The organism is Pseudomonas sp. B12(2026), assembly GCF_057767015.1.
Map to the genome: position 1 here is coordinate 3,188,875 of NZ_CM173430.1, position 20,992 is coordinate 3,209,866.

General features: G+C 60.6%; 15 protein-coding genes and 1 pseudogene. 10 read left to right on the forward strand and 6 right to left on the reverse strand.

The features are described 5' to 3' along the window. Window positions 1-138 precede the first annotated feature (138 nt). From AC3B6A_RS14915 to AC3B6A_RS14925, 3 genes and pseudogenes are all read left to right on the forward strand, one after another. Window positions 139-483 (forward strand): plasmid mobilization protein, encoded by a 345-nt coding sequence (locus AC3B6A_RS14915; RefSeq protein ID WP_488397987.1) that lies wholly within the window; start codon window positions 139-141, stop codon window positions 481-483. Then, window positions 473-3,547 carry an LPD7 domain-containing protein gene (locus tag AC3B6A_RS14920; protein WP_488397988.1) on the forward strand — a complete coding sequence of 1,025 codons (3,075 nt, stop codon included), beginning with the start codon at window positions 473-475 and terminating at the stop codon, window positions 3,545-3,547. The genes AC3B6A_RS14915 and AC3B6A_RS14920 overlap by 11 nt, the downstream gene beginning before the upstream one ends. Window positions 3,548-3,722: 175 nt before the next feature. After that, window positions 3,723-4,790, forward strand: a pseudogene (locus AC3B6A_RS14925) (replication initiation protein); the annotation flags it as partial. Between the two features lie 696 nt (window positions 4,791-5,486). On the opposite strand, the gene AC3B6A_RS14930 reads toward AC3B6A_RS14925, so the two are convergent. Both AC3B6A_RS14930 and AC3B6A_RS14935 read right to left on the reverse strand, forming a co-directional pair. Beyond that, window positions 5,487-6,131 (reverse strand): HEPN domain-containing protein, encoded by a 645-nt coding sequence (locus tag AC3B6A_RS14930; RefSeq protein WP_488397989.1) that lies wholly within the window; start codon window positions 6,129-6,131, stop codon window positions 5,487-5,489. Window positions 6,132-6,234: 103 nt separating this feature from the next. Further along, window positions 6,235-6,663, reverse strand: a complete 429-nt coding sequence (locus tag AC3B6A_RS14935; RefSeq protein WP_488397990.1) for an Rrf2 family transcriptional regulator — start codon at window positions 6,661-6,663, stop codon at window positions 6,235-6,237. Window positions 6,664-6,804: 141 nt separating this feature from the next. Between AC3B6A_RS14935 and AC3B6A_RS14940 the strand changes: the two genes are divergently transcribed. Beyond that, window positions 6,805-7,692 (forward strand): NAD(P)/FAD-dependent oxidoreductase, encoded by an 888-nt coding sequence (locus AC3B6A_RS14940; protein WP_488397991.1) that lies wholly within the window; start codon window positions 6,805-6,807, stop codon window positions 7,690-7,692. Window positions 7,693-7,959: 267 nt separating this feature from the next. Beyond that, window positions 7,960-9,390: an IS1182 family transposase gene (locus AC3B6A_RS14945; protein WP_488397992.1), complete on the forward strand. Its 1,431-nt coding sequence runs from the start codon at window positions 7,960-7,962 to the stop codon at window positions 9,388-9,390. Window positions 9,391-9,945: 555 nt separating this feature from the next. Here AC3B6A_RS14945 and AC3B6A_RS14950 read toward each other — a convergent pair. Next, complete coding sequence (locus tag AC3B6A_RS14950; RefSeq protein WP_488397993.1) at window positions 9,946-10,344, reverse strand: RidA family protein; 399 nt, start codon at window positions 10,342-10,344, stop codon at window positions 9,946-9,948. Between the two features lie 165 nt (window positions 10,345-10,509). Between AC3B6A_RS14950 and AC3B6A_RS14955 the strand changes: the two genes are divergently transcribed. The 5 genes from AC3B6A_RS14955 to AC3B6A_RS14975 all read left to right on the forward strand — a co-directional run bounded on the left by AC3B6A_RS14955 (window position 10,510) and on the right by AC3B6A_RS14975 (window position 16,620). Then, a complete protein-coding gene (locus AC3B6A_RS14955; protein ID WP_488397994.1) occupies window positions 10,510-11,433 on the forward strand; it encodes a LysR family transcriptional regulator in 924 nt (307 codons plus the stop codon). A gap of 380 nt (window positions 11,434-11,813) precedes the next feature. Then, window positions 11,814-13,787, forward strand: coding sequence for a ParB/RepB/Spo0J family partition protein (locus AC3B6A_RS14960; RefSeq protein WP_488397995.1), 1,974 nt, complete (start codon window positions 11,814-11,816; stop codon window positions 13,785-13,787). Between the two features lie 12 nt (window positions 13,788-13,799). After that, a complete protein-coding gene (locus AC3B6A_RS14965) occupies window positions 13,800-14,144 on the forward strand; it encodes a theronine dehydrogenase (protein ID WP_488397996.1) in 345 nt (114 codons plus the stop codon). Window positions 14,145-14,550: 406 nt separating this feature from the next. After that, a complete protein-coding gene (locus AC3B6A_RS14970) occupies window positions 14,551-15,468 on the forward strand; it encodes an Abi family protein (RefSeq protein WP_488397997.1) in 918 nt (305 codons plus the stop codon). A gap of 288 nt (window positions 15,469-15,756) precedes the next feature. Continuing rightward, complete coding sequence (locus tag AC3B6A_RS14975) at window positions 15,757-16,620, forward strand: OST-HTH/LOTUS domain-containing protein (protein ID WP_488397998.1); 864 nt, start codon at window positions 15,757-15,759, stop codon at window positions 16,618-16,620. An 872-nt stretch (window positions 16,621-17,492) separates the two neighbouring features. On the opposite strand, the gene AC3B6A_RS14980 is transcribed toward AC3B6A_RS14975, so the two are convergent. From AC3B6A_RS14980 to AC3B6A_RS14990, 3 genes are read right to left on the reverse strand one after another with little or no spacing between them, the layout of a single operon-like run. Beyond that, window positions 17,493-18,551 (reverse strand): saccharopine dehydrogenase family protein, encoded by a 1,059-nt coding sequence (locus AC3B6A_RS14980; protein WP_488397999.1) that lies wholly within the window; start codon window positions 18,549-18,551, stop codon window positions 17,493-17,495. Continuing rightward, on the reverse strand, window positions 18,548-19,447 hold the full coding sequence (locus tag AC3B6A_RS14985) for an alpha/beta hydrolase (protein WP_488398000.1): 900 nt from the start codon (window positions 19,445-19,447) through the stop codon (window positions 18,548-18,550). Before AC3B6A_RS14985 ends, AC3B6A_RS14980 begins: the two co-directional genes overlap by 4 nt. Window positions 19,448-19,488: 41 nt before the next feature. Beyond that, window positions 19,489-20,949, reverse strand: coding sequence for a flavin-containing monooxygenase (locus AC3B6A_RS14990; RefSeq protein WP_488398001.1), 1,461 nt, complete (start codon window positions 20,947-20,949; stop codon window positions 19,489-19,491). Between the last annotated feature and the right edge of the window lie 43 nt (window positions 20,950-20,992).

Below are 20,992 nucleotides of genomic sequence, written 5' to 3' on the forward strand. Positions count from 1 at the left end.
CCCTCCTACAATCGCCCGTGCCAAAGGGGGAACCCCTTTGAAACCCCGACAGCGGCTGTCGCCGCTGCGTGCAGATCCCGCCTTCGTCGTCATCCAGTCAGTCATCAGTCAGTTGGTCATCCACGGCCAGGAGTCCCCATGCCCGAGAAGAAACCGGCCAAGAGCCGTGTGATTCACTTTCGTGTCTCCGACGAGGAATTCGCGGAGCACGCGGAAGTGTTCGCGGCCAGTGGCCTGACGTTATCAGCCTATGCGCGCCGCATCTGGCTGGAAGGCCAGGTAACCATTACCCAGCCCTCGAAGAATAACGAGCGGCTTGTATTTCTTTACAACAAATCCAGCAACAACCTTAACCAACTTGCGCACCGTATAAACGAGGCGCGTCGAGGCGAAATAATCTCGGAGAAATTATACCTCAAACTGGCCAATCACTTGGTCGCCATCAGGGAGTTATTGCTAAGCGGAGTTCAAGATGCTGATTAGAGTTCGGGGGTATAACTCAGGCATCAAGGAGTATCTGGAGGAAGGCAACAAGGCAGGACGGGAATTAAGCCGGGACGAACTGGATCACCGCATGATAATCGCCGGCGATCTGGATCTGACGGACATGGTCTATCGGAGCATCCCGGACAAAGAGCAAGAGCGGTACATGACCGTCACTCTGTCATTCGCCGAGGACGAGATCCCGGAGCAGACGCTGCAGGATATTACCGGAGAGTTCAAAGCCTTCATGATGAGTGCCTTCCATGAAGATGAATACAACTTCTACGCCGAAGCCCATATCCCCAAGATCCTGCAGCAGACCAATCGCCAGACCGGCGAACTGGAAGATCGCAAGCCCCACATTCACATCGTCATCCCAAGGAAGAACTTGCTGACAGGCAAGGATCTGAACCCGCGGGGCGACTTCGAGCAGAACGTGGATTTCTTCGAGGCCTTCCAGGAGCACATCAACCAGAAGTATCAGCTGGTGTCCCCGCGGGAACGCATTCGAATCGATCCCCAGGACGCGGCCAGCGTGTTGGCCCGGTACAAGGGCGACGACTTCCGCGGCAAGAACCGCCAGTTCAAGCAGGACCTGGTCCGCCAGGTGATCGAGCAGGACGTGAGGAGCCGCGCGGGCTTCTACCAGCTGGTGGGCCAGCACGGCGAAACGCGGATCCGCAACGAGGGCAAGCCCAACGAGTACGTCGCAGTGAAGCTACCCGGCGATGCGAAGTTCACGAACCTGAAGGAGACGATCTTCCAGGACGACTTCGTGGTTCGCCGGGAGCTGAAGAAAGATCCGCTGCCGGCGCACGTGATCGAGCAACGGCTGAACGCCTGGCCCGAGCGCGCGCGGGAAATCAAATACATCCAGAAGGCCGGGCCGAGCGTCCGCCAGCGCTATTACGCAGCGCCGGCGGAGCAGCGCCCTGCTCTGCTGGCCGAGCGCATCGAGCGCTTCTATCGAGGGTATGGAGCTGAATATGAGCACTTACACATTGGCCAACGGCCGCGAGATCTTCAGCGAGGTCCTGCTGAAGCTGCCCGAGAAGGCGCTCGCCGATCTGCCGATGGCTTGCAAGGCCTGTCCGGACGCGATGTGGATGCTGGCCGGCAAGACCGACAACGTGACGGCGAAGTGTTTCTGCCGGCAGATGCACGCCTTCACCTGGCCACCGCTGAAGGGCCAGGGCGAGGAGATCCTGGACTGCGACCAGCTGTATCAGCCGGACGAGGAAGCCCCGCTACCGGAGCCGGAGATGCGGCCCGCGGAAAGCGACCTGCAGGAGCGGCAGGCGCAGGTTCCGGAGCTGCACGACGAGCTGGTGGACGCCCCGGACTTCCTTCCCGAGTAAATCCGCAGAAGCTGCCGCCCTACGCACGCAACCCGAACCGCCCGGCGTTCGTTGACGATGTGGAGCGGCATACGGAGCGCATCCTGCGCTCGATGCGCGGCCCTCCTCCGGCAGGTGCAGGAATCCGCGTTCGCATCACCGGCGCGCAGCCAAGGGCCCTGGCTAGCGAAGCCTCTACCCCTACGGCCTATGCCTTGCGGCAGCACGAACACAACAGCCTGAAACCGGCCGAGCGCCGAGCCCTCCGTCAGATCAACCAGCACTTCTACGAAACCCGCCGCCTGGTGCGTACCGATGACCGCTTTACGCGGCAGGAGCGCGCCCAGCTGGTGGCCGTGCTGGTGTTCGAGCGGATGAAGGCCAGGCAGGCGGTCACCCATCCCCAACAGCAAGAGAGCAACAGCATGCGAAGCCAAGAGATACGTGCGTTGGTCGACCGGCAGCCGAAAGCCCTGCCGGCCAATTCGATTTCCGGGCCTGACCTCGATCGCACCCCGCCGGCGCGGGAGCGCTTGCGTCAGTTGATCGAGCGAACGAAGGAGGCCCTGGACGAGTTCAAGACTTCCGGTCGGTCCCAGGCCGGCAATGCCCAGGACATGTACACCAAGCGCGCGCGCTTCAGTCAGAACGTGCATTACCTGGACAAGGGAACAGACAAGACGGTGTTCGTGGACACCGGGAAGGCGATCGCGCTGCGCAAGCACGGGATCAGCGAGGGTGGCGTGTCGGTGGCCCTGGACCTGGCCCGCGAGCGCTTCGGGAGCACGCTGACGATCAAGGGCAGCGACGAGTTCAAGCGCACGGTGGTGGACGTGGCGGCGAAGCGCGGGCTGGACCTGCATTTCACCGATCCGCAGATGAACCAGCGCCTGGCCGAGCGCAAGGCTGAGCTGGCCCTTGAGCAGGAAGGCCAGCGCATCGAGCGCGGCGAGCCCGGGGCGGTGCCGGCGAATCCCGACCAGGCCACGGCGGCGGAGAAGACCTCCGCCGCGGCAGAGGTCTCTCCTGCCCTGTCGACGGTGATTCGTGGCCAGCTGCTGGAGCATGGCGTGGCGTCGTACAAGAACGACCCGGGCAAGGATGCGAGCTATTACGTGAAGCTGCAGACAGACCAGGGCGAGCGGACGCTGTGGGGCAAGGACTTCGAGCAGCTGATGGGTCAGGGGCAATTCCAGCCTGGTGAGCGGATCCAGCTGACGGATCACGGCAGCCAGGCGGTGGATGTGGTGCACCAGCATGCCGATGGTTCCGCAGACACGAAGGTGGCGCAACGCAGGACCTGGACGGTCGAGCGCGAGGGTGTCGAAGTGAGCCACGAGGTACCGGCGCCGGCGTTGGCCAATCAGTCGATGGCCACCGCCGAGCCCGGACGGGATCTGCGCCTGGATGGGCAGAAGATTCTCGTCGTGACCGGCGCACTGCGCGAGGCCGGTTTCGACAGGGAGGCCGATGTGTTCGCCGAGGCGGTGTTCAAGCCGGAACGCTGGCCAGACGCGCTGGCCAATCTGCGGGCCCTGGCCAAGAACCCGGCCGAGGCCTGCCCGGAGGCCTCGCAACGGTCGAAGGAGGTGGCGCACCGCCTGTATGAGAGCGTCGAGCGTGATCTCTACAAGGTGGGCGTAGATCTGCAGTCAGTGGCTGATGCCGGCTCTGCGATCAAGCCGCCGGCGCCGGCGGCCGATCTCAGCCAGGACATCCCGTTCTGACCCGCTCTCCGGCGCTGGGGGCCTGAAGGTCCCCAGCGCTTTCTTCTCCTCTCCCAAGCCTCGTGGCGAAAGCCCTGGGCTTCATCGTGTCTCTCACTCGGCTATGTCCTTCGCGCGGAAGCCCTCAAGCGGCTTCCGTCGCTTGGTCGTGGCCGGCTGTTCGTTGTTGGAGTGAATGTCTATGGGTAGCCAGCTACACGTGGCTAAGCCGCGCACTGCCAAAGCCGCCAGCGGCTTTTTCCAGGCAGGCACTGCGCTCAATCGAGTCCTGCAGGAAGCGCCCTACCTCGCACGGTGCAGCGACAACAAAACCGCCGCGCGCGTGCGTCCGCGCGAGTACGCCCTCTCCTATCCCTACCTCCAGGTCAACCGTCCCGGGATGGTGTCCTGGCTCATTTTCGACCTCGACCACGCGAACGCGTTGATTTGGGACGAGGTAGGTCTGCCTCCACCTAACCTGGTCGTGCGCAACCGCCGTAACGGCCACGCGCACCTTTACTACGCGATCGTCCCGGTCTGCACCTCCGAGAATGGCCGCTCTGCACCCATCAGCTACATGAAGGCGGTCTACGAGGCGTTTGCGCTGCAGCTCAACGCCGATATCGAGTACGGCGGCGGCCCTGTGGCCAAGACACCCGGTCATCCCTGGTGGGAGACGTCCGAGTACCACGACCACGTCTATGACCTCGGCGAGCTGGCCGAGGCCGTTGAACTGCCGCAAACGAAGCCCTGGAGCAAAGGTCCGCGCCTCGACGCTGCGGCACATTCTCGCCACTGCATCCTGTTCGAGCGGATGCGGTACTACGCCTACTCCATCGTCAACGAAGAGCGCGACAGCGGTTCTTTCCTGCACTTCGTCCGTCGCCTGGAGGCCTTCGCCTTCAACAACAACGATTTCAAGGCCTACGGCTTTGCCGAAAGCCTGCCGCTCTCATCCCTCAAGGCCACCGTCAAATCCATCTCACGCTGGACCTGGGACCGCTACCGGGGAAGTGCTCGCTGCCACAGGGGAACAATGGCCCTGCCGGCGGAGATGCCGCTGCAGGAAAAGCAGCGCCTCGCCGCGCTTCGTACTCATGGCATTCGCCAGAAATCCACCGAATCCAAGGTCCGCGCTGCTTGCCGGCGGCTGATTGCGGCCGGCGAGCAACTGCGCGTCTCGGTGATTGCCCGGATGGCAAACATCTCCAGGCAAACCATCGCTTCCTACAAACATGTCCTGCGCGAGGTTCAGAACGCGGCGATAGAGGGTTCAGCCACCATCGCGAGGTTGGATGTCAAATATGGTGTACATCAGATACCTGCGGCGCTTAGCGCCTGCCTTTCTGCTTTGAAGGGCATAACCGGCATCACTCTGGGGGATGACATGGCTTCAAAGAACAAGCAAGAAAAGCGTGCTCGCCGAGCAAAACAGAAAGCAAAGGCGTCCCGTATTGCCCGAAGCAGTTCTGCTGATAGGGGCCTGGACGATGTTGGCGAAGAGCTAGGGTTGTCTGCGGAGCTGGCACAGCGCTTTGAACAGGCTGAGCAGGATGGCGGCCGCGTCGCGATGTTGGCTGAACTCATCAATGCTGCTGACCAGGTCGTGTCGGATGATCCGTATGCTGTTCAACAGATCATGCTGGCCCTGTACTACCTTCCCCGCCTGGCACGTGGCGAGCTTTCCGAACGGTGGTGGGCGGAGCCCGACTTCTTGGCAGACTATGCCGTTGCAGCGGTCCAGGTCGGGCGGGAGGATTTGATCGAGGTCTGGAATCGAGAGCTTGAAGAGCTCTAGTGTTCTGGGGGATTCACGCGTCTGGATCAAGTCAAGGGGCTGGTCAGGTGCGTTAGTCGCTGTGAACAGCAGCTGTCGGCCAGAGTCAGCCACTCACGGCAGCGGGGGGGGGGGGGCGAAAGCCCGTCGATAGCATGTCCGTGTTGGCTGCCATGTTATGCCTCATGCAGGCCCCCTACTGAGGAGTTCTTCGATCACGACGTTGGCGTACCTCATGACTCGGCCCGCCACGTTAAAGATATCCCGGCCGGAAACCTGATGCTTCTCGGATAGGGAAAAGACCTCTTCTAGTTTGGCAGCACGATCTCCGCCAGGATCAGGGTACCGCCCGGCCCATTCGATGTAGTGCGTGAGCGCTCGCAGTATCGCGCGGTCTTTGGGACTCAGATCTGGTAGGAACTCCCCGAGCCGCTCCAGCTTGTGGTGCTGGTACTTCTTCTCTTCGTCCGTATATACGTCGACACCGTGCCGAAGAATGAGCATGGCCTTCAGGCTTACCTCAAGGCTATATCCGACCAACATCAATCCGGCTGCGCAATACTGACTGTCGCACGAACTTCGCACCCAGACCGGCATCGATTCCCAGCTCGGTGTATGCAACAAAACTGTACGTGCAGCTTCCGACAGGGCGTGCGCCTGGGTAAGCCAGAGCAGCGGGTCCTTTAGGTCAGTGCCAGAAGGGGCTCTGGGACCAGAGTCTTTGCCTGTGGCCACGAACTGGGCCAGCTCCCACTTCTGCCAAGCTATGGCGCCATATCCAAGCGGATCGGCTTCAAACGCCTTGCGATCAGGGACGAGGTTATCCATAGGCACCTCCTGAGGCATAACATTTGCGCCATTCTCTGCCGTCCACGACCGGCTGAGAACGGCCCAGACCGTGTAAAAACGCAGGTTTGCAGATCACTCTGGTTCAAAGACCCTGATAGCGCCGCTCGAAATCACTGGCTAACTGTTCAAGTGTGATGCTTCCCAAGCGGTTTATAAGCAACGCCTGTGCCGCGTCAAACGCGTCTGTCAGCGCTGCGTTCACCGCTTGTTCGACCAGGCATTGTGGATGGTCGGTCGACAAACCGATGGCGAAGAGCGAAGACGAGCCCAAGGCCTGATGAATATCCAGCAGGGTCATATCCGCCAGCGGTTTCGCCAGCGTCCACCCTCCCCGGTGCCCCTTTTCTGAGCGCACATAACCCTTGTCCTTGAGCAGCGCCATGGTCCGCCGGACCACCACCGGGTTGGTACCGAGCATCTGCGCGATGGTATCGGACGTGGCGGGCTGGTCATGGCGAGCCATATGGATCAATACGTGCAGCATGCGGGACAGACGCGTGTCATTTCTCATGTAGGACGGTTTCCTGAATTACTGTCGGCGAGTATCTCTCGATACACTAAAAGTTACGATACTGTTGACACCCCAGCATCATGTAACTTACGTTGTTTCTAGATTTCTTTCGACCGGTCAAACATCCAGAGGGATTGATCCATGGTTCATGATGTGATCATCGTCGGCGGTAGCTATTCCGGAATTTCCGCAGGCTTGCAACTGGCACGGGCGCGCCGAAAAGTACTGGTGATCGACGCAGGTCAGCGCCGCAATCGGTTTGCTAACCACTCACATGGATTTCTTGGTCAGGACGGCCGCGATCCCGGTGCGATAGCCAGTGAGGCACGAGCCCAGTTACTGGCTTACCCAACGGTGGAGTGGCTTTCTCAACCCGCCGTCCAGGCGAAAACGGGCGACGGTGGCTTTGTGGTAACCATCGAGAACGGGGAACAATTCGCGACGCGGCGTTTGATCCTTGCCACAGGGGTGGTGGATGAGCTACCTGAGGTTCCCGGGCTGGCAGAACGATGGGGGCAGCGAGTGTTTCATTGTCCGTATTGCCACGGATATGAACTGCACGGCGGACAAATTGGTGTATTGGCGGCATCGCCACTGGCGATTCACCATGCACTGATGCTACCGGACTGGGGGCCAACCACATTATTCCTCAACGAGGTATTCGAGCCGGATGCCGATCAGTTGGCCAATCTGATCAGGCGCGGGGTTACGGTAGTGGCAGAGCCTGTCTTGTCGGTCGGCGGAGAACAAGCCGATGTGACCCTCGCCAGCGGTCGAGTGATCAAACTTGCCGGATTGTTCACCCTGCCTCGGACCCGTATGGGCAGCCCATTGGCTGCGCAACTGGGTTGTGAGTTTGAAGCCGGGCCGACGGGCGAATTCATCAAGGTCGATGCGATGCGCGAAACTAACGTGTCCGGAGTGTTTGCCTGCGGGGATGCAGCGATAGGCGCAGGCAATGTCGCGATCGCCGTGGGGGACGGCGCACGCACGGGCTGCGCGGCACATCAGTCGCTGATGTTTCGCTGAGTACGGGCGGCGGGAGACTGGCGATTACCCACGACTCAGGGTGTCCGCGTTAGGTCGGCTAAGTCGAATGCAGGTATCTTACTGACCGGAATCCTTGTCGATGCTGCCATTGGTAACGGGCTGAAAGCGACCGGCTCCTGCCGTCACGGACAGCTGCAATGGGTCGAAAGCAGCCTGCCGCGAACGGCTGCTTCTGGCCCAGGCTGTGTAAAAACGTGGCTAGTGCTCTTGCTATCCTGCCGTCGGCAGTCATAGCGGGGGCAGTCCATGAAGCGTTTCATCCAAGGCGAGCATCGAGGCCAATGCACACTGCTGCCCGAGAGCCTGGATGATTACGTCGCGGACACCAATCCGGTGCGAGTAGTCGATGTGTTCGTCGATGAACTCGATCTCGGGCGGTTGGGCTTCGGCGGCGTGGTTCCCGCCGAAACTGGCCGCCCTGCGTATCACCCGGCCGTCCTGCTGAAGATCTACATCTACGGTTACCTCAACCGCATCCAGTCCAGTCGCCGCCTCGAACGCGAGGCACAACGCAACGTCGAGCTGATGTGGCTGACCGGACGCCTGATGCCGGACTTCAAGACCATCGCCAACTTCCGCAAGGACAACGGCAAAGCCATTCGTGGTGTCTGCCGGCAGTTCGTGGTGCTGTGCCAGCAGCTCGGTTTGTTCTCCGAAGCGCTGGTGGCAATCGACGGCAGCAAGTTCAAGGCGGTCAACAATCGCGACCGCAACTTCACCAGTGTCAAGCTGCAACGGCGAATGGAGGAGATCGAATCCAGCATCAGCCGCTACCTCACTGCGCTGGACACTGCCGACCGGCAAGAGCCTGCTGCGGCACGGGCCAAATCCGAGCGTTTGCACAGCAAGATTGCCGCCCTGAAAACCAAGATGCAGGAACTCCGGGATATCGAGGCTCAGTTGGAGGCCACCCCGGACAAACAGATTTCGCTTACTGATCCCGACGCACGTTCGATGATGACTCGCGGCACTGGCATGGTCGGTTACAACGTCCAGGCTGCGGTCGAGACGAAGCATCACCTGATCGTGACGCACGAGGTCACCAACAACGGCGTCGACCGCGATCAACTGAGTGCCATGGCCAAGCACGCACGGGCGGCAATGGGAGCGCAATCACTGTCGGTGGTCGCTGATCGTGGCTACTTCAAAAGCGAAGAAATCCTCGCCTGCCACGAGGCTGGCATCACCGCCTTCGTCCCCAAGGCCAAGACCTCAGGCGCTGCCGCAGCGGGTCGCTTTGGTCGTGATGATTTCATTTACGACGCAGCCCAGAACGAGTACCGCTGCCCAGCCGGAGAGCGCCTGATCTGGCGTTTTGCGACAGTTGAGAAAGGCCTGAAGCTGCATCGTTACTGGAGTTCGAATTGCCAGGGCTGTGCGTTGAAAGATCAGTGCACACCGAGCGCGCAGCGGCGAGTGAGTCGCTGGGAACACGAGTCGGTGCTCGACGCGATGCAGTCCCGCCTGGATCAGGCTCCGGAGATGATGCGCATCCGCCGCCAGACAGTGGAGCATCCTTTCGGCACATTGAAGGCCTGGATGGGCGCCACCCATTTCCTCACCAAGACGCTCAACCGTGTGAGCACGGAAATGAGCTTGCATGTGCTCGCCTACAACTTCAAACGGGTGCTGAACCTGCTGGGCAATAGTGCGCTGATAGCAGCAATGAGGGCCTGAAACCCCATTGGCAGCCCTCCGAACGCGTCGCACAGAATCGTGGAAGCAGTACTTGCTGAATCAACTGAATGCCCAGGATGGACACACCACGCGTCCAGGAGGCCGCTGGATATCGTTAAAACCAATCCATATCCGGCTACCCAGCGCTCGCTGTGTTTTTACACAGCCTGGGCCGAATTCTGTCCGTCACGAGCGACAGAAACAGGCCAATGCTGCCTTCGGCCAGCGGTAGCTTGCCGCCGGGCAAAGACACCGATGCGTTCCGGCGTGCTGCGAACGCCTACGCCTGGATGGATGCGGGAAGAGGACTCGCATCCGCCATGCACGCCACCAAGATGCTGCGTCTCTGGTGAGGGCTTGGGATACGACCGAGTCGGATCAGTCCGCCTGGACGGCTCAGAACTGTTCGACCTTATTGCGGCGCTCGCCTGGCTTCGTGAGCAGCCCTCACACGCCCCGCGCGCAGATCGGCTCTTCAACGTCATCGCCAGTGCGATTCTGGTGAGCCGCAATCTCTAGCCGCGTGCGCGCGCATGAACACTTCTGTTGCAGCACTTAGCTGTCCTCCGGCAGCTTGGCGATCACCTTGATCTCGAAGTCGAAGCCGTACAGCCAGGTGACACCGATGCCGGTCAGCGTGGGATGCGGGGCTTCGCCCCAGTACTCCGGGACGACCTGCCAGATGCGCTCGAAGGTGTGCTCGGGGTTGACCAGAAACACCGTTACGTCAATCACGTCATCGAAGGTGCAACCTGCGGCGGCGAGGATTGCATTGAGGTTGTCGAAGGCACGGCGCACCTGGGCTTCCAGCTCGGGTTCCGGCGAGCCGTCTTCACGACTGCCGACCTGACCGGAGACGAACAGCAGGCCGTTGCTGCGGATGGCCGGGGAATAGCGGTTGCGCTCATAGAGGGCTTGGCGGCCGGCGGGGAAAACTACGTCACGAGTACTCATCGACTTGCACCATCAAGGGGCTTGGCGGCCCCGGTTTCAACGATGGAGGCAGGTTACGGCGCGCAGCGACGACGATAATCGGGCAACACTGGTCAGCATTGTTTGTAGAATTCAAACAATCTTCCCCATTTCACCGTCCCCTTTCACGACCCTGCCGGAGCCGCCATGGACCGTTTTGATGCGATGCAAGCTTTTGCCCGCGTGGTGGAAACCGGCAGTTTCACCAAGGCCGCCGATACCCTGCACATGAGCCGCACCAGCGTGACTCAGCTGATTCAGCAGTTGGAAGCGCGGTTGCGTGTACGCCTGCTCAACCGCACCACCCGCAAGCTCAACCTTACCGCTGATGGCGCCGCCTACTATGAACGCGTGGTACGCCTGCTGGCGGACATGGACGATGCCGAGACCAGTCTCTCCAGCGCCGCTGCCGTACCTCGTGGGCGGCTGCGGGTAGACGTGCCCAGCCCGCTGGCTCGCCTGTTGCTGATCCCCGCCCTGCCCGACTTCCACGAGCGTTATCCGAACATCCAGATCGACATGGGAGTCAGCGACCGCATGGTTGACCTGATCGACGAGAGCGTCGACTGCGTGGTGCGCGGCGGCGAACTCAGAGACCTATCTCTGATGGCCCGGCGCGTAGGCGACCTGCCACTGGGCGTATTCGCGGCGCCGGCCTACCTTCAACGCGCCGGCATGCCGCAGCACCCGCGCGACCTGGAGAACAGCCAGCAACGCATCGTCGGCTACCTCTGGGCGCGCACCGGCAAGCCGCTTTCCTTCGCGATGAACAAGGACGGCGAAACCCTGCAGGTGCATGGGCGCCCGGTGCTCACGGTGGACGACGGCAACGCCTACCTGGCAGCCGGAATCGCAGGCATGGGCGTGCTCTGGCTACCGCGCTACATGGCGGTGGACGCGGTGGCGCGTGGGGAACTGGTGGAGCTGTTCGGCGACTGGACCATGGAGAGCATGCCGCTCTACCTGGCCTTCCCGCCCAATCGCCATGTCAGCGCCAAGCTGCGGGTATTCATCGACTGGGTCGTGGAGCTGATGGCGCGACATGCGCCGGTGGCCAAGCCGTCGCTGTAGCAATCGAGAGCCGCTACCAGGCTTCCCCCTGCGGGCGTCCACTTCCCCTTCCTGCGCACCTGCCGATAGAGCCACCAGGTGCTGCGCGCTCCGCTTGCCCGGGCCGTCGGCCCGCGTTGTTCATTTCCCCTCCCCCGTGCCGCTGCAGGACTTGTGCGGCTCCGCTGAATGACCTTTTCGCTGGCCCTGAAGGATGACCTGGCTCGGCCAGGCAGCAAGGGCCGCTGCGCTGAAATCCTCACCCGGTCCCTTCGGGCATGCGGCTTCCGGTTTCTCCCTTGCTCCCTGTCCTGATGAGCCAGGTCCTCCTGGGCCTACGGCGAAAAGGTCACTCAGCGAAGCAAGTCCCCAATCAGCAACAACCCCAGGAGAAACCTGAAATGAACAACAACATCCAGAACCAACAGCAAGTGCAGAAGCCGGCTCAAGGAGCATCTAGCAAAGCAAGGGGGAGCAAAGCCAAGGGCAAGGCGAAGGGCATCCCGAGTGGTGTATGGAAGGAAATTCCGCTGTCGCAGCTGCGTCGGTGGTCGAAGAACGTGCGCTCGGTGGCGGCGACGGAGGAAGGTGGTAGCGCGCTTGAAGCGAGCCTGCAGAGTCAGGGGCTGCTGCAGAATCTGGTCGTGATCGAGGCCGAGGATGGTTTCTACGATGTCGCCGCCGGCGGGCGTCGTGTGGAGAAGCTGCTGGCGTTGGCGGCGAAGGGGAAACTGGCTCTGACCACGCCGATCATGTGCCTGGTGGTGCCGGAGGCGGTGGCCCTGACCGCGAGTCTGACGGAGAACGTGCAGCGCGAGAGCATGCACCCGGCCGACGAGTTCGTGGCGTTCCAGGAGCTGGCGACGGCAGGGATTCCGATCGAGGACATCGCGGCGAGCTTCGGGGTGTTGCCGGTCGTGGTGAAGCGTCGTCTGAAGCTGGCCAAGCTGTCGCCGCGCCTGATCGCTTCGTACCGTGCAGGTGAGGCGGCGTTGGAGCAGTTGCAGGCCCTGACTATTACGGACGATCACGCAGCGCAGGAAGCCGCGTTCTATGACGTGCCCAGCTACAACCGTTATCCGAATGAGCTGCGCCGTGCGCTGACCCGGGCTGACGTGCAGGTGCGCCATGACCACGTTGCGCGCTTTGTCGGGATCGAGGCCTATGAGCAGGCAGGCGGCACCGTGCGCCGTGATCTGTTCAGTGCGGAGGATGATGCCTATCTCACCGATCTGGCTCTACTCGACCAGCTGGCGTGCGAGAAGCTGGTGCCGAATGCGGATGAGCTGCGCGCTGAAGGCTGGAAGTGGGTTGATGTCGTGCCTCGCGGCATTGATCTGCCTTCGTTCGCGCAGGTGCATTCGAAGCCAGTTGATCCGTCTCCGGAACATCTGGCGGAGGTGGCTCGACTGGAGGCTGACATCGAGAGGCTGGAGGCCGAGATCGAGGCCGCTGGCGAGGCGGATGATTGGGACAAGGTGGACGAGTGCGACGCGCTGGCCGACGAAGCACGGGAGGCGCTGGAAGCCTTGGAGCGCAGTACGACCCGTGCTTATGCGCCTGATGATCTGGCCCGGGCCGGGTGTGTTGTGTATGTCCACCGCACCGGGGAGGTGATGGTTCATCGTGGGCTGGTGAAGCCCGAGGACGTCATCGAGGTCGAGAATGCGGAAGACAACACGCAGGAGAACGGCGGCGGCAATGGCGGGGAGCAGGAGAAGACCTCGCGCCTGTCGGATCGCATGGGGCGCCAACTGACGGCGCACAAGACGGCCGCGTTGCATGTCGAGCTGGCCCGCAATCCGAAAGTGGCGTTGGCCACGGTGGTGCATGGCATGGCCATGCGGGTTATCCACGACGAGTACTACTTCAATTTCAAGATGCCGATCGGCGTCAGTCTGACCTCGCGGGGTGGCCTGACCGAACTGGCCGACGACCTCAAGGGCGGTGTCGCCCTGGAAGCGATGGCCGAGTTGATCCAGCACTGGAGGGAGCGTCTACCGTCCAATCCGAAGGAGCTGTTCGCGGCTCTGCTGGAGCTGTCGCTGGAGGACTTGGTCGCGTTGTTCGCCGTGTGCGTCGGTACGGGCGTTGATGTGGTGAGCGACCGGGGCACCAACGGCGATAGCGCCGCTGATGAGCTGGCTCGCACGCTGGGCCTGGACATGCGGAACTGGTGGAAGCCAACCGCTGAAAGCTACTTCTCGCACGTGCCGAAGGGGCTTTCCCTGGAGGCAATGCAGGTAATCGCCCCGGCTGAAGTGGTGCGTCTGTCGTCACTCAAGAAAGGCGATCTGGCCAGCGAGTCGGCCCGCCTCTGCGAAGGAACCCACTGGCTCCCGGCGATTCTCGCCAGCCACGAACCGCAGGCATAAGGGAGCCCCCTCATGACGAAGCGCGCAGCGTCACTGATGTGGCGCTACTCGCTCCGGTGGTGCCTGCCGCACAGACCGTGCCCGGGCCGCCGCGAGCTGATCGTCAGGCATACCCGTCCCGGTGCTCCGATCCCCACTGTGATCCTGGAGGCGTGGAAGCAGTACCAGCCCCTAGGGTACGGGGTGTGTATCGATTTCCCGCAATCGGCAACCGTCAGGCGCTGGAATACGGAGCGCAAGGGAAAGGCCCGGCAGCGCCGGATGGTGGAGCGAATCGAGAAGGCCGCGCCGCTGTTCGCCAAGGAGCTGATTTCCCGCGAGTTGCGGGAGCGCGGGAAGTACTTCAACGGCGAGTAGGCCTTGCCAGGGGGACGTTCCCCCTGGCCCCCATCCCTAAACAATCCGGCCACAAAGGGGCGCTGCCCCTTGTCATCCCCTCGTTTCGCCGGCGTGGCGTTAGCAGTAGGAGCTGTTTCTAGTTTGGGATCTTAACCGTCTCGGCTCCGAGCCGTGGCCTACGGCTGCTCCTGAAAGGCTGATGTTTGCCTACGCCCCAAAACGGCGAATAATGGCAGTTGCACCACCTATATGCGCGAAAACACTCAGGACCGGAGGACGATTTAGGCATTCAACAAATTGTTGAATTTCTAGTCCGGATTCGGTTTAATCGGTCTCAAGAATAACCCCCACGCCTCGGGCGGGACTTGTCCCGTACTGCGCACCAGGGGGTTAGTTTTTTCTACGGCCAGCAGGATGCTCAGGCGTGCCCCATCTCTCCAAGCACTACGCCAAGCCAGCCAAGAGCGTCCATGCGCTGCTACGACATCTACGCAGTAAAGGCCTCTCGACTCGAGGGCAACAGGCTACCGCCATCCAGGCCCTCAACTTCATCGGCTACCACCGCCTCTTGATGTACATGCGTCCTCTACAGGACGCCAGCAAGCGCTTCTACCCGGGCGTATGCTTCACCGACGTGCTGGCCCTCTATGACTTCGACCGGAAGCTGCGCCTGGTCTGCCTGGACGCTATTGAACGCATTGAAGTCGCCTTCCGCGCCGCTATTTCCAATACCCTTGCCAACGACAGAGCCTGTGGCTCGCATTTCTACTTCGAAGCTGTTCACTTCGAATCGATGGCAGGCCACCGCGAATTCCTGCGGAACATCCTAGGCATGCGCGACAAGGCCCTGTCTGTCGATCACTACTACGACCACTACAACTCCCCTGCCCTGCCCCCTATCTGGATCATCCTTGAGCAACTGTCCATCGGGCAGATGTCGCGATTGCTGACCAGCCTGCATCTGGACCATCGCAAAGCGATCGCGAGCTGCTTCGGCTACAACGAGGAGATCCTGCAGTCCTGGCTCAAGAGCAGCACGCTCCTGCGCAACCTTTGTGCCCACCACAGCCGCGTCTGGAACACAAACATCGGCTCCGACACCCCGCGCCTGGCCAAGGTCATCACTGACGAATTCACCCCACAACAGGACCGTGGCCGAGTGTTCAACCGGGCTGTCGCGATTCAGGCCCTGATGAACGTCATCGACCCAGCCTCCGACTGGAAGCACAAATTCAAGGCTGTGATCGCCAGCCTCCCGGTCGACAGCATGAACAAGGCCGGAATCACCCCTGCGGTGCTGGGCCTGGTCCCTGGATGGGAACAACGACCGTTCTGGCAGTGAAGGGCTGAAGCGTAGCCGGCGACTGTAAGAACCTGCCCATAAGTCACCTAGGCGGCCTGGTGGCCACCTTTTCCTACTGGCAAGCTTGCACCGCCGCGCTCAGCTGCACCTCATATCCCTTCCGCTGCTCCAGTTCCGCCAGCAGCGCCCGAACCTTCGTCTGCAGGCTGTATCTTTTGGTGCTTGAGCAGCACCAAGGCTCCTCACGCTAAGCCTGGGTGTGATAAGCATGCTTGCTGTGTGCTTGGAGCTTTGACTCAAGCTTGGCGCGAGGGGTTGGAACTAGCATTGGACGAGCAGGTAAACGAGGGGCTATCCACCCTCCAGGGCGTGGTCAGCCAAAAGATGGGGCGGTGCATCCTCCGCCTCCAGCAGGTAGAGCTATTGACCAAGGCAATGCTGAGCTACAGCAGCATTGAGGGAGCGGCCGAGGAACTATCGGCCAATCTGGAGAAGCGTAAGAAGGCCTTTGCCAACAAAACATTGGGCCAACTCGTTAGCGATTTCGTTGGTTCCTATGCACGTCCCCTGGAAAAAGACGACACCTCAGAGGATATCCCCGGAGATCCCACGCGATGCTATTTCCGAATGTCGATGTGCGTTCAACTGGAGAGTGATGACCACACCAATCTGAAAGACGCGCTCACGAGCCTGGTCGCACTTCGGAATGACCTCGTGCATCACTTCATGGAGCGGTTCAATGTGTTCAGTCCCGATGGTTGCGCGGCGGCCATCGCCCATCTGGACGCTGCCTTCGCCGAAATCGAGGCGCAGGATCGGGGACTCCGCGCCATGGCTAAGGCAATGGATGAAGCTCGGCAAGAGATGGGGGCCTTTCTCGCCTCTGAGGCGGGTAGCGACATGCTCATCTACGGCATTATGCCGGGCGACGACCCCATGCACTGGCCATCGACGACTATCGTGCAGTGGTTGCTGAATGCCGAGCTGGCCTGCGCCGTCAACGGATGGACGCGGCTGACGGATGCGATCCTCCACATTGAGCAGCGAAACCAGGGGCTCACACCGAGAAAGTACGGCTGCACAACGTGGCGCCAGGTAGTGCATGAGTCGAAGCTCTTCCAGACTGAGCGGCGCCGAGAGCAACAGGCCGATGGATCCGCTCTCTGGTATCGCAGCAAGCCACAGCTCTAAAGCAGCTAGCCAGGCCACTCCGAAGCCCTTCGTTCACACCCTGTTCGGCTAAGGCTCGACCTGGCCGGCGCATCCCGCCAACGCGACCACTCCCACCAGAAGCCACTTCATGGCCCTACATCTCCTCGGCCACCGCAGCCAGGTCCCCGGCTGCGTGCTCCTGAGCGAGGTAGCCAAGCCAAGTATTTGCATCGGATCTGACCACCACACTGCGTGGCTATGACCGGCAGAGAACGCCCCATTACAGCCAATCGCGAGGGGCAGAAGCCGGCCATGTACGGACGTCTATGGTGTGGTATCTGCACAGAGACTCTCCGAGAGATTTTCTGGATATGTCCCTCAACGAGCTTGATGCGCGAAATGGTGGGCCAGAAGGCTATCAAACCCAGAGCGCTACATTGAGCGCCAATACCCACCATGTCGTTGCATACTTAGGCAACGACTGTAGCTCGATCGATGGCTTGTCATATATGGGGGCTCTCGGCATCAAAGCTGCGGTGCGTCGCTTACTTTAGAAGCCTCTCGACTAACTCGACGCCCTCCCTGGACAGTTTGTACTCGTAAGAATTTTTATGTCTGACCCTGAGGAATCGCACGCCAGAAGTGTGCTCTCTCCTCCCGACTAATCCTTTTTCGTACAATGCAGCGAGGTACTCAGGAGGGGAGCCGGTCAACCATACCCCCAAGCTGCCTGGACGACTCCACTCATCAGCATCATGAAGTGCCAGAAGAATCTTTATAAACTCATCATCAAGATTGCCCACTTCCATCCCATCCAGTTTACCGGGCAAATACCAGTTACTAACGTAACCGACTAATAGCGATTACTTTAGAGGTTGACCATAAATCGACAGCGACTAACTATTGCGAATTTATCTCTTGAATAATTTAACATCGACGCCAGGGCGCGTAGATATAAACTCTGCTCCCATCAGCATCGAGGGAGTGTAGTAACCAGCCTGTGCTGGCGTACTTAAGCAATGCTGAGTAATTGCAAGAGCCGTGTCGACTGTCAGCGCATAGACGTTTGGGGCCGAGATGGTGGCCGTCGAATACTTTCCGGAAGCTCCAAGGGCTTCTCCCCAGAACTCGCTGCGCTGATTGTCTCGGGCATCCGCGTCGGGGCCTCCGCCGAACAGGCGTACAGCCAGACGATCGAGCCATTTCTGTGCCCAGCGGGTTGCCAGCAACCCACGTAGAGGACTGGTTATCCGCATTACGAGGCCCAGCATCAACGGCAACGCCGTATAGACCATACCGTTCGCCGCACCGGTGGAGATTCCAGCCGTGTAGACGTCTCCCCAAGGAATCGTAACTGCCCAGCGCCGGCCATTGGGGAAGTCAACACGGCGAATCCGGTAACCGTTAGCGACCGTGGTCAATGCATGTCGACGTCGAATGAGGCCTCCGGCCTCGATCCCCTCGACGATTGTCCTGGCCGTCCCAACACTAGGGCGTGTGCCAAAAGAAAACGCCAAGTTGATCGTTTCCGCGTCCGGTACATTCTGCTTCAGCATCGCAGCCAGGCAGTCCGTAGGGACGATGTCGAAGCCCGCACCAGGGCAAACGATGATGCCAGCTCGCCGGGCATCAGCGTCGCGGGAGTGTCCCATCTGGAACACCGGGATTTCGCCAGTGATGTCCACGTAATGCACGCGCGCCCTGAGGCATGCATCTATCCAAGTATGCGCCGTCGATGAGAATGGGCCTGCGCAGTTGAGCACAGCCGACATGCCCACTACGTTGGCATCCGCCTGAGACAGGTCGAACGCTCTGTAATCCAGCCCCAATTCCTTGGCGAGAGGCTCCAGCTTCGACGCCGAGCGTCCGGCGATCACCGGACGCAAGCCGCGACGCACAGCCTCTCGGACCATGAGCTCCCCTGTGTAGCCATAGGCGCCGTAGATCATCCACTGTTGGACGGGCATCATTTTTTTCTCCTCGCGGGACTGCTGAGCGGGACAGCTTCACGCAGAAACCCAAGCTGCAGTGCGACGTTAGTCTCGAACAATTCGCCCACGAAGAGCTGGAAATGATCGCTGTGCAACCATTCGAACTTGCCGTGCGGCAGTCGCTGGGCGGCGCGTTGAGCTGCGCTCGGCGGTGTTATCGAATCCCGGCGACCAGCGATCACCAGTGTTGGCGCTTGCACCCGGTGCGCATGACGTCTGGGGCTATAGAACGGTAGCCCCAGAAATACTCTGGCGCGGGTACGGTTCTCCCACCGGCTTCCCTTTGGAATCAGCTTCAGGTACCCATCCAGCGCGCCGGGGCTCGTCAAGGCGGCGCACTCGCCCGAACGGCCAACAGTCGGTACGAAGCATGGCATTCCGAACAGCCCGCCAACGAGATCCAGTAACCCCGCAGCAAACAGGCGCAGCGAAGTCCACACCGGCACCTGCAGCGTGCTGGCCAGGCCATCTACGTGGGGGACTAGCGCCACAACTGCACTCACATGGCGATCCTCAGCAGCCAAACGGATCACATGCCCGCCGGAGAACGACACGCCCCACAGAACGACCCGTTGCCTATCGACCTGCTTCAGTGACCGCACATGCGTGATTGCCGCACGCCAGTCCTGTAACTGCCGCCGAGGTGAAACCCACTGCCGTTGCTCGCCGGCGCTATCGCCAAACCCGCGATAGTCGAATAGGAAGACTGCGTAGCCAGCTGCCAAAAAGCGATCAGCAAATGCGTGGAGGCCAGCATCTCGAACAGCGCCGAAGCCATGCGCCATTACGATAACTGGAGGCGCCACACCCTGAGCGGGGAGCAACAGGGTGCCGGCGCAGCGAACATTCTGACTAACAAAATCGGATTCGATCATCTGGATCGGACTTAGCCCACGCCTTTTCAGGCCTGCCGCGCTCATACCGCCTTCGACCAATCGAGCGCCGCGTCATCCACCGGCTGCCCGAACATCAACCGATCCTGTTCGAGATGGTGCAGCACTCGCCACGGGAGTCCCCGTCCCTGACGTGGCAGCACCGAATCGCCGCGCTGTACGTAGCCCGCCTGCAAAGAGCCCAGGATGCTCTCCTCTTGAATCTCGCCCGCTGGAGCACGAGGAGTCACAACATGCGCGTCACGACGGTCCATTTCTCCGAGAACCCTGCAAACAAACTCCGCAGCCATATCGATCTTCAGTGTCCAGGAGATGTTGGTGTAGCCGAACAGATAAGCGAAATTCGGCACATCCTGCAGGAGCACCCCTTTGTACGACATGCCCTCGCCGATGGACCGTGCCTCGCCATCAATCGACAGCGCCATGCCCCCCAACGTCTGGAGTTTCAATCCAGTCGCGGTCACGATGATGTCCGCCTTCAGCACACGTCCCGACTTGAGCAGAATTCCGTCTTCGGTGAATCGCTCAATATGGTCAGTGACCACCGACGCTTTTCTCTCACGCAGCACCTTGAACAAGTCGCCATTTGGTACTGCGCATAGCCGCTCATCCCAAGGCATATAGCGGGGCGTGAAGTGAGCCATGTCGAAATCTGGGCCGAGCTGCTTGCGCACCGAAGACAACAAAAGATGCCGAGACAGCTTGGGGAAGCGGCGCGCAAACTTGTACAGCGTGCGTTGCACAAAAATGTTCCGCTTGCGCGCAAGCGTATAGACCCACGACTCAGGCAGGAGGCGCCGCAAGGCGATGGCCATTTTGTCGATGGCGGGCAGCGAATAGACATAGCTGGGAGAGCGCTGCAGCATCGTGATGTGCGCGGTCTCGTTGGCCATCGCGGGAATCAGCGTCACCGCCGTGGCGCCGCTACCAATGACAACAACGCGCTTGCCGCGATAGTCGAGCTGCTCGGGCCAATGTTGCGGATGGATGCACTGTCCCTTGAAGACCTCAGCGCCTGGGAAACTGGGCAGAAAGCCCTGTTCATGGTCGTAATATCCGGTCGCCGAAACCATGAAATCGCAGGTGAATGTTCTGGCTTCACCAGTGGATTCGTTCACTGTCTCCACCGTCCAGCGTTCGTCAGCACTGGACCAGTTGGCCGCTACGGTTTTCAAGCCAAACTGAATATGGCGGTCGACGCCCCATTCCTTGGCAGTTGCATTCACGTACGAACGGATCGAGGGCCCGTCAGCCAGGATTCGATTATCCGTCCAGGGACGGAAGCCAAAACCGAAGCTCATCATGTCCGAATCCGACCGAATGCCCGGATAGCGAAATAGATCCCACGTGCCGCCGATGGCATCTCGGCGCTCCAAAATCGCGAAGCGCTTGCCCGGACGTTCGCGGATCAGATGACAGGCCATGCTGATCCCCGAAATACCGGCACCGATAATCAGGACGTCATAATGCTGTTTGCCTTCCATTGATTTCTCCTGGAAATGCTTTCTTGTTTGTGCAGGAGACTAT

Bases quoted from the DNA above. Each gene is read 5' to 3' on its own strand.
- AC3B6A_RS14960 (WP_488397995.1), top strand. From the start codon at position 11,814: ATGAACAACAACATCCAGAACCAACAGCAAGTGCAGAAGCCGGCTCAA.
- AC3B6A_RS14930 (WP_488397989.1), bottom strand. From the start codon at position 6,131: ATGGATAACCTCGTCCCTGATCGCAAGGCGTTTGAAGCCGATCCGCTT.
- AC3B6A_RS14950 (WP_488397993.1), bottom strand. From the start codon at position 10,344: ATGAGTACTCGTGACGTAGTTTTCCCCGCCGGCCGCCAAGCCCTCTAT.
- AC3B6A_RS14935 (WP_488397990.1), bottom strand. From the start codon at position 6,663: ATGAGAAATGACACGCGTCTGTCCCGCATGCTGCACGTATTGATCCAT.
- AC3B6A_RS14955 (WP_488397994.1), top strand. From the start codon at position 10,510: ATGGACCGTTTTGATGCGATGCAAGCTTTTGCCCGCGTGGTGGAAACC.
- AC3B6A_RS14920 (WP_488397988.1), top strand. From the start codon at position 473: ATGCTGATTAGAGTTCGGGGGTATAACTCAGGCATCAAGGAGTATCTG.
- AC3B6A_RS14990 (WP_488398001.1), bottom strand. From the start codon at position 20,949: ATGGAAGGCAAACAGCATTATGACGTCCTGATTATCGGTGCCGGTATT.
- AC3B6A_RS14980 (WP_488397999.1), bottom strand. From the start codon at position 18,551: ATGATGCCCGTCCAACAGTGGATGATCTACGGCGCCTATGGCTACACA.
- AC3B6A_RS14915 (WP_488397987.1), top strand. From the start codon at position 139: ATGCCCGAGAAGAAACCGGCCAAGAGCCGTGTGATTCACTTTCGTGTC.
- AC3B6A_RS14965 (WP_488397996.1), top strand. From the start codon at position 13,800: ATGACGAAGCGCGCAGCGTCACTGATGTGGCGCTACTCGCTCCGGTGG.
- AC3B6A_RS14945 (WP_488397992.1), top strand. From the start codon at position 7,960: ATGAAGCGTTTCATCCAAGGCGAGCATCGAGGCCAATGCACACTGCTG.
- AC3B6A_RS14940 (WP_488397991.1), top strand. From the start codon at position 6,805: ATGGTTCATGATGTGATCATCGTCGGCGGTAGCTATTCCGGAATTTCC.
- AC3B6A_RS14985 (WP_488398000.1), bottom strand. From the start codon at position 19,447: ATGATCGAATCCGATTTTGTTAGTCAGAATGTTCGCTGCGCCGGCACC.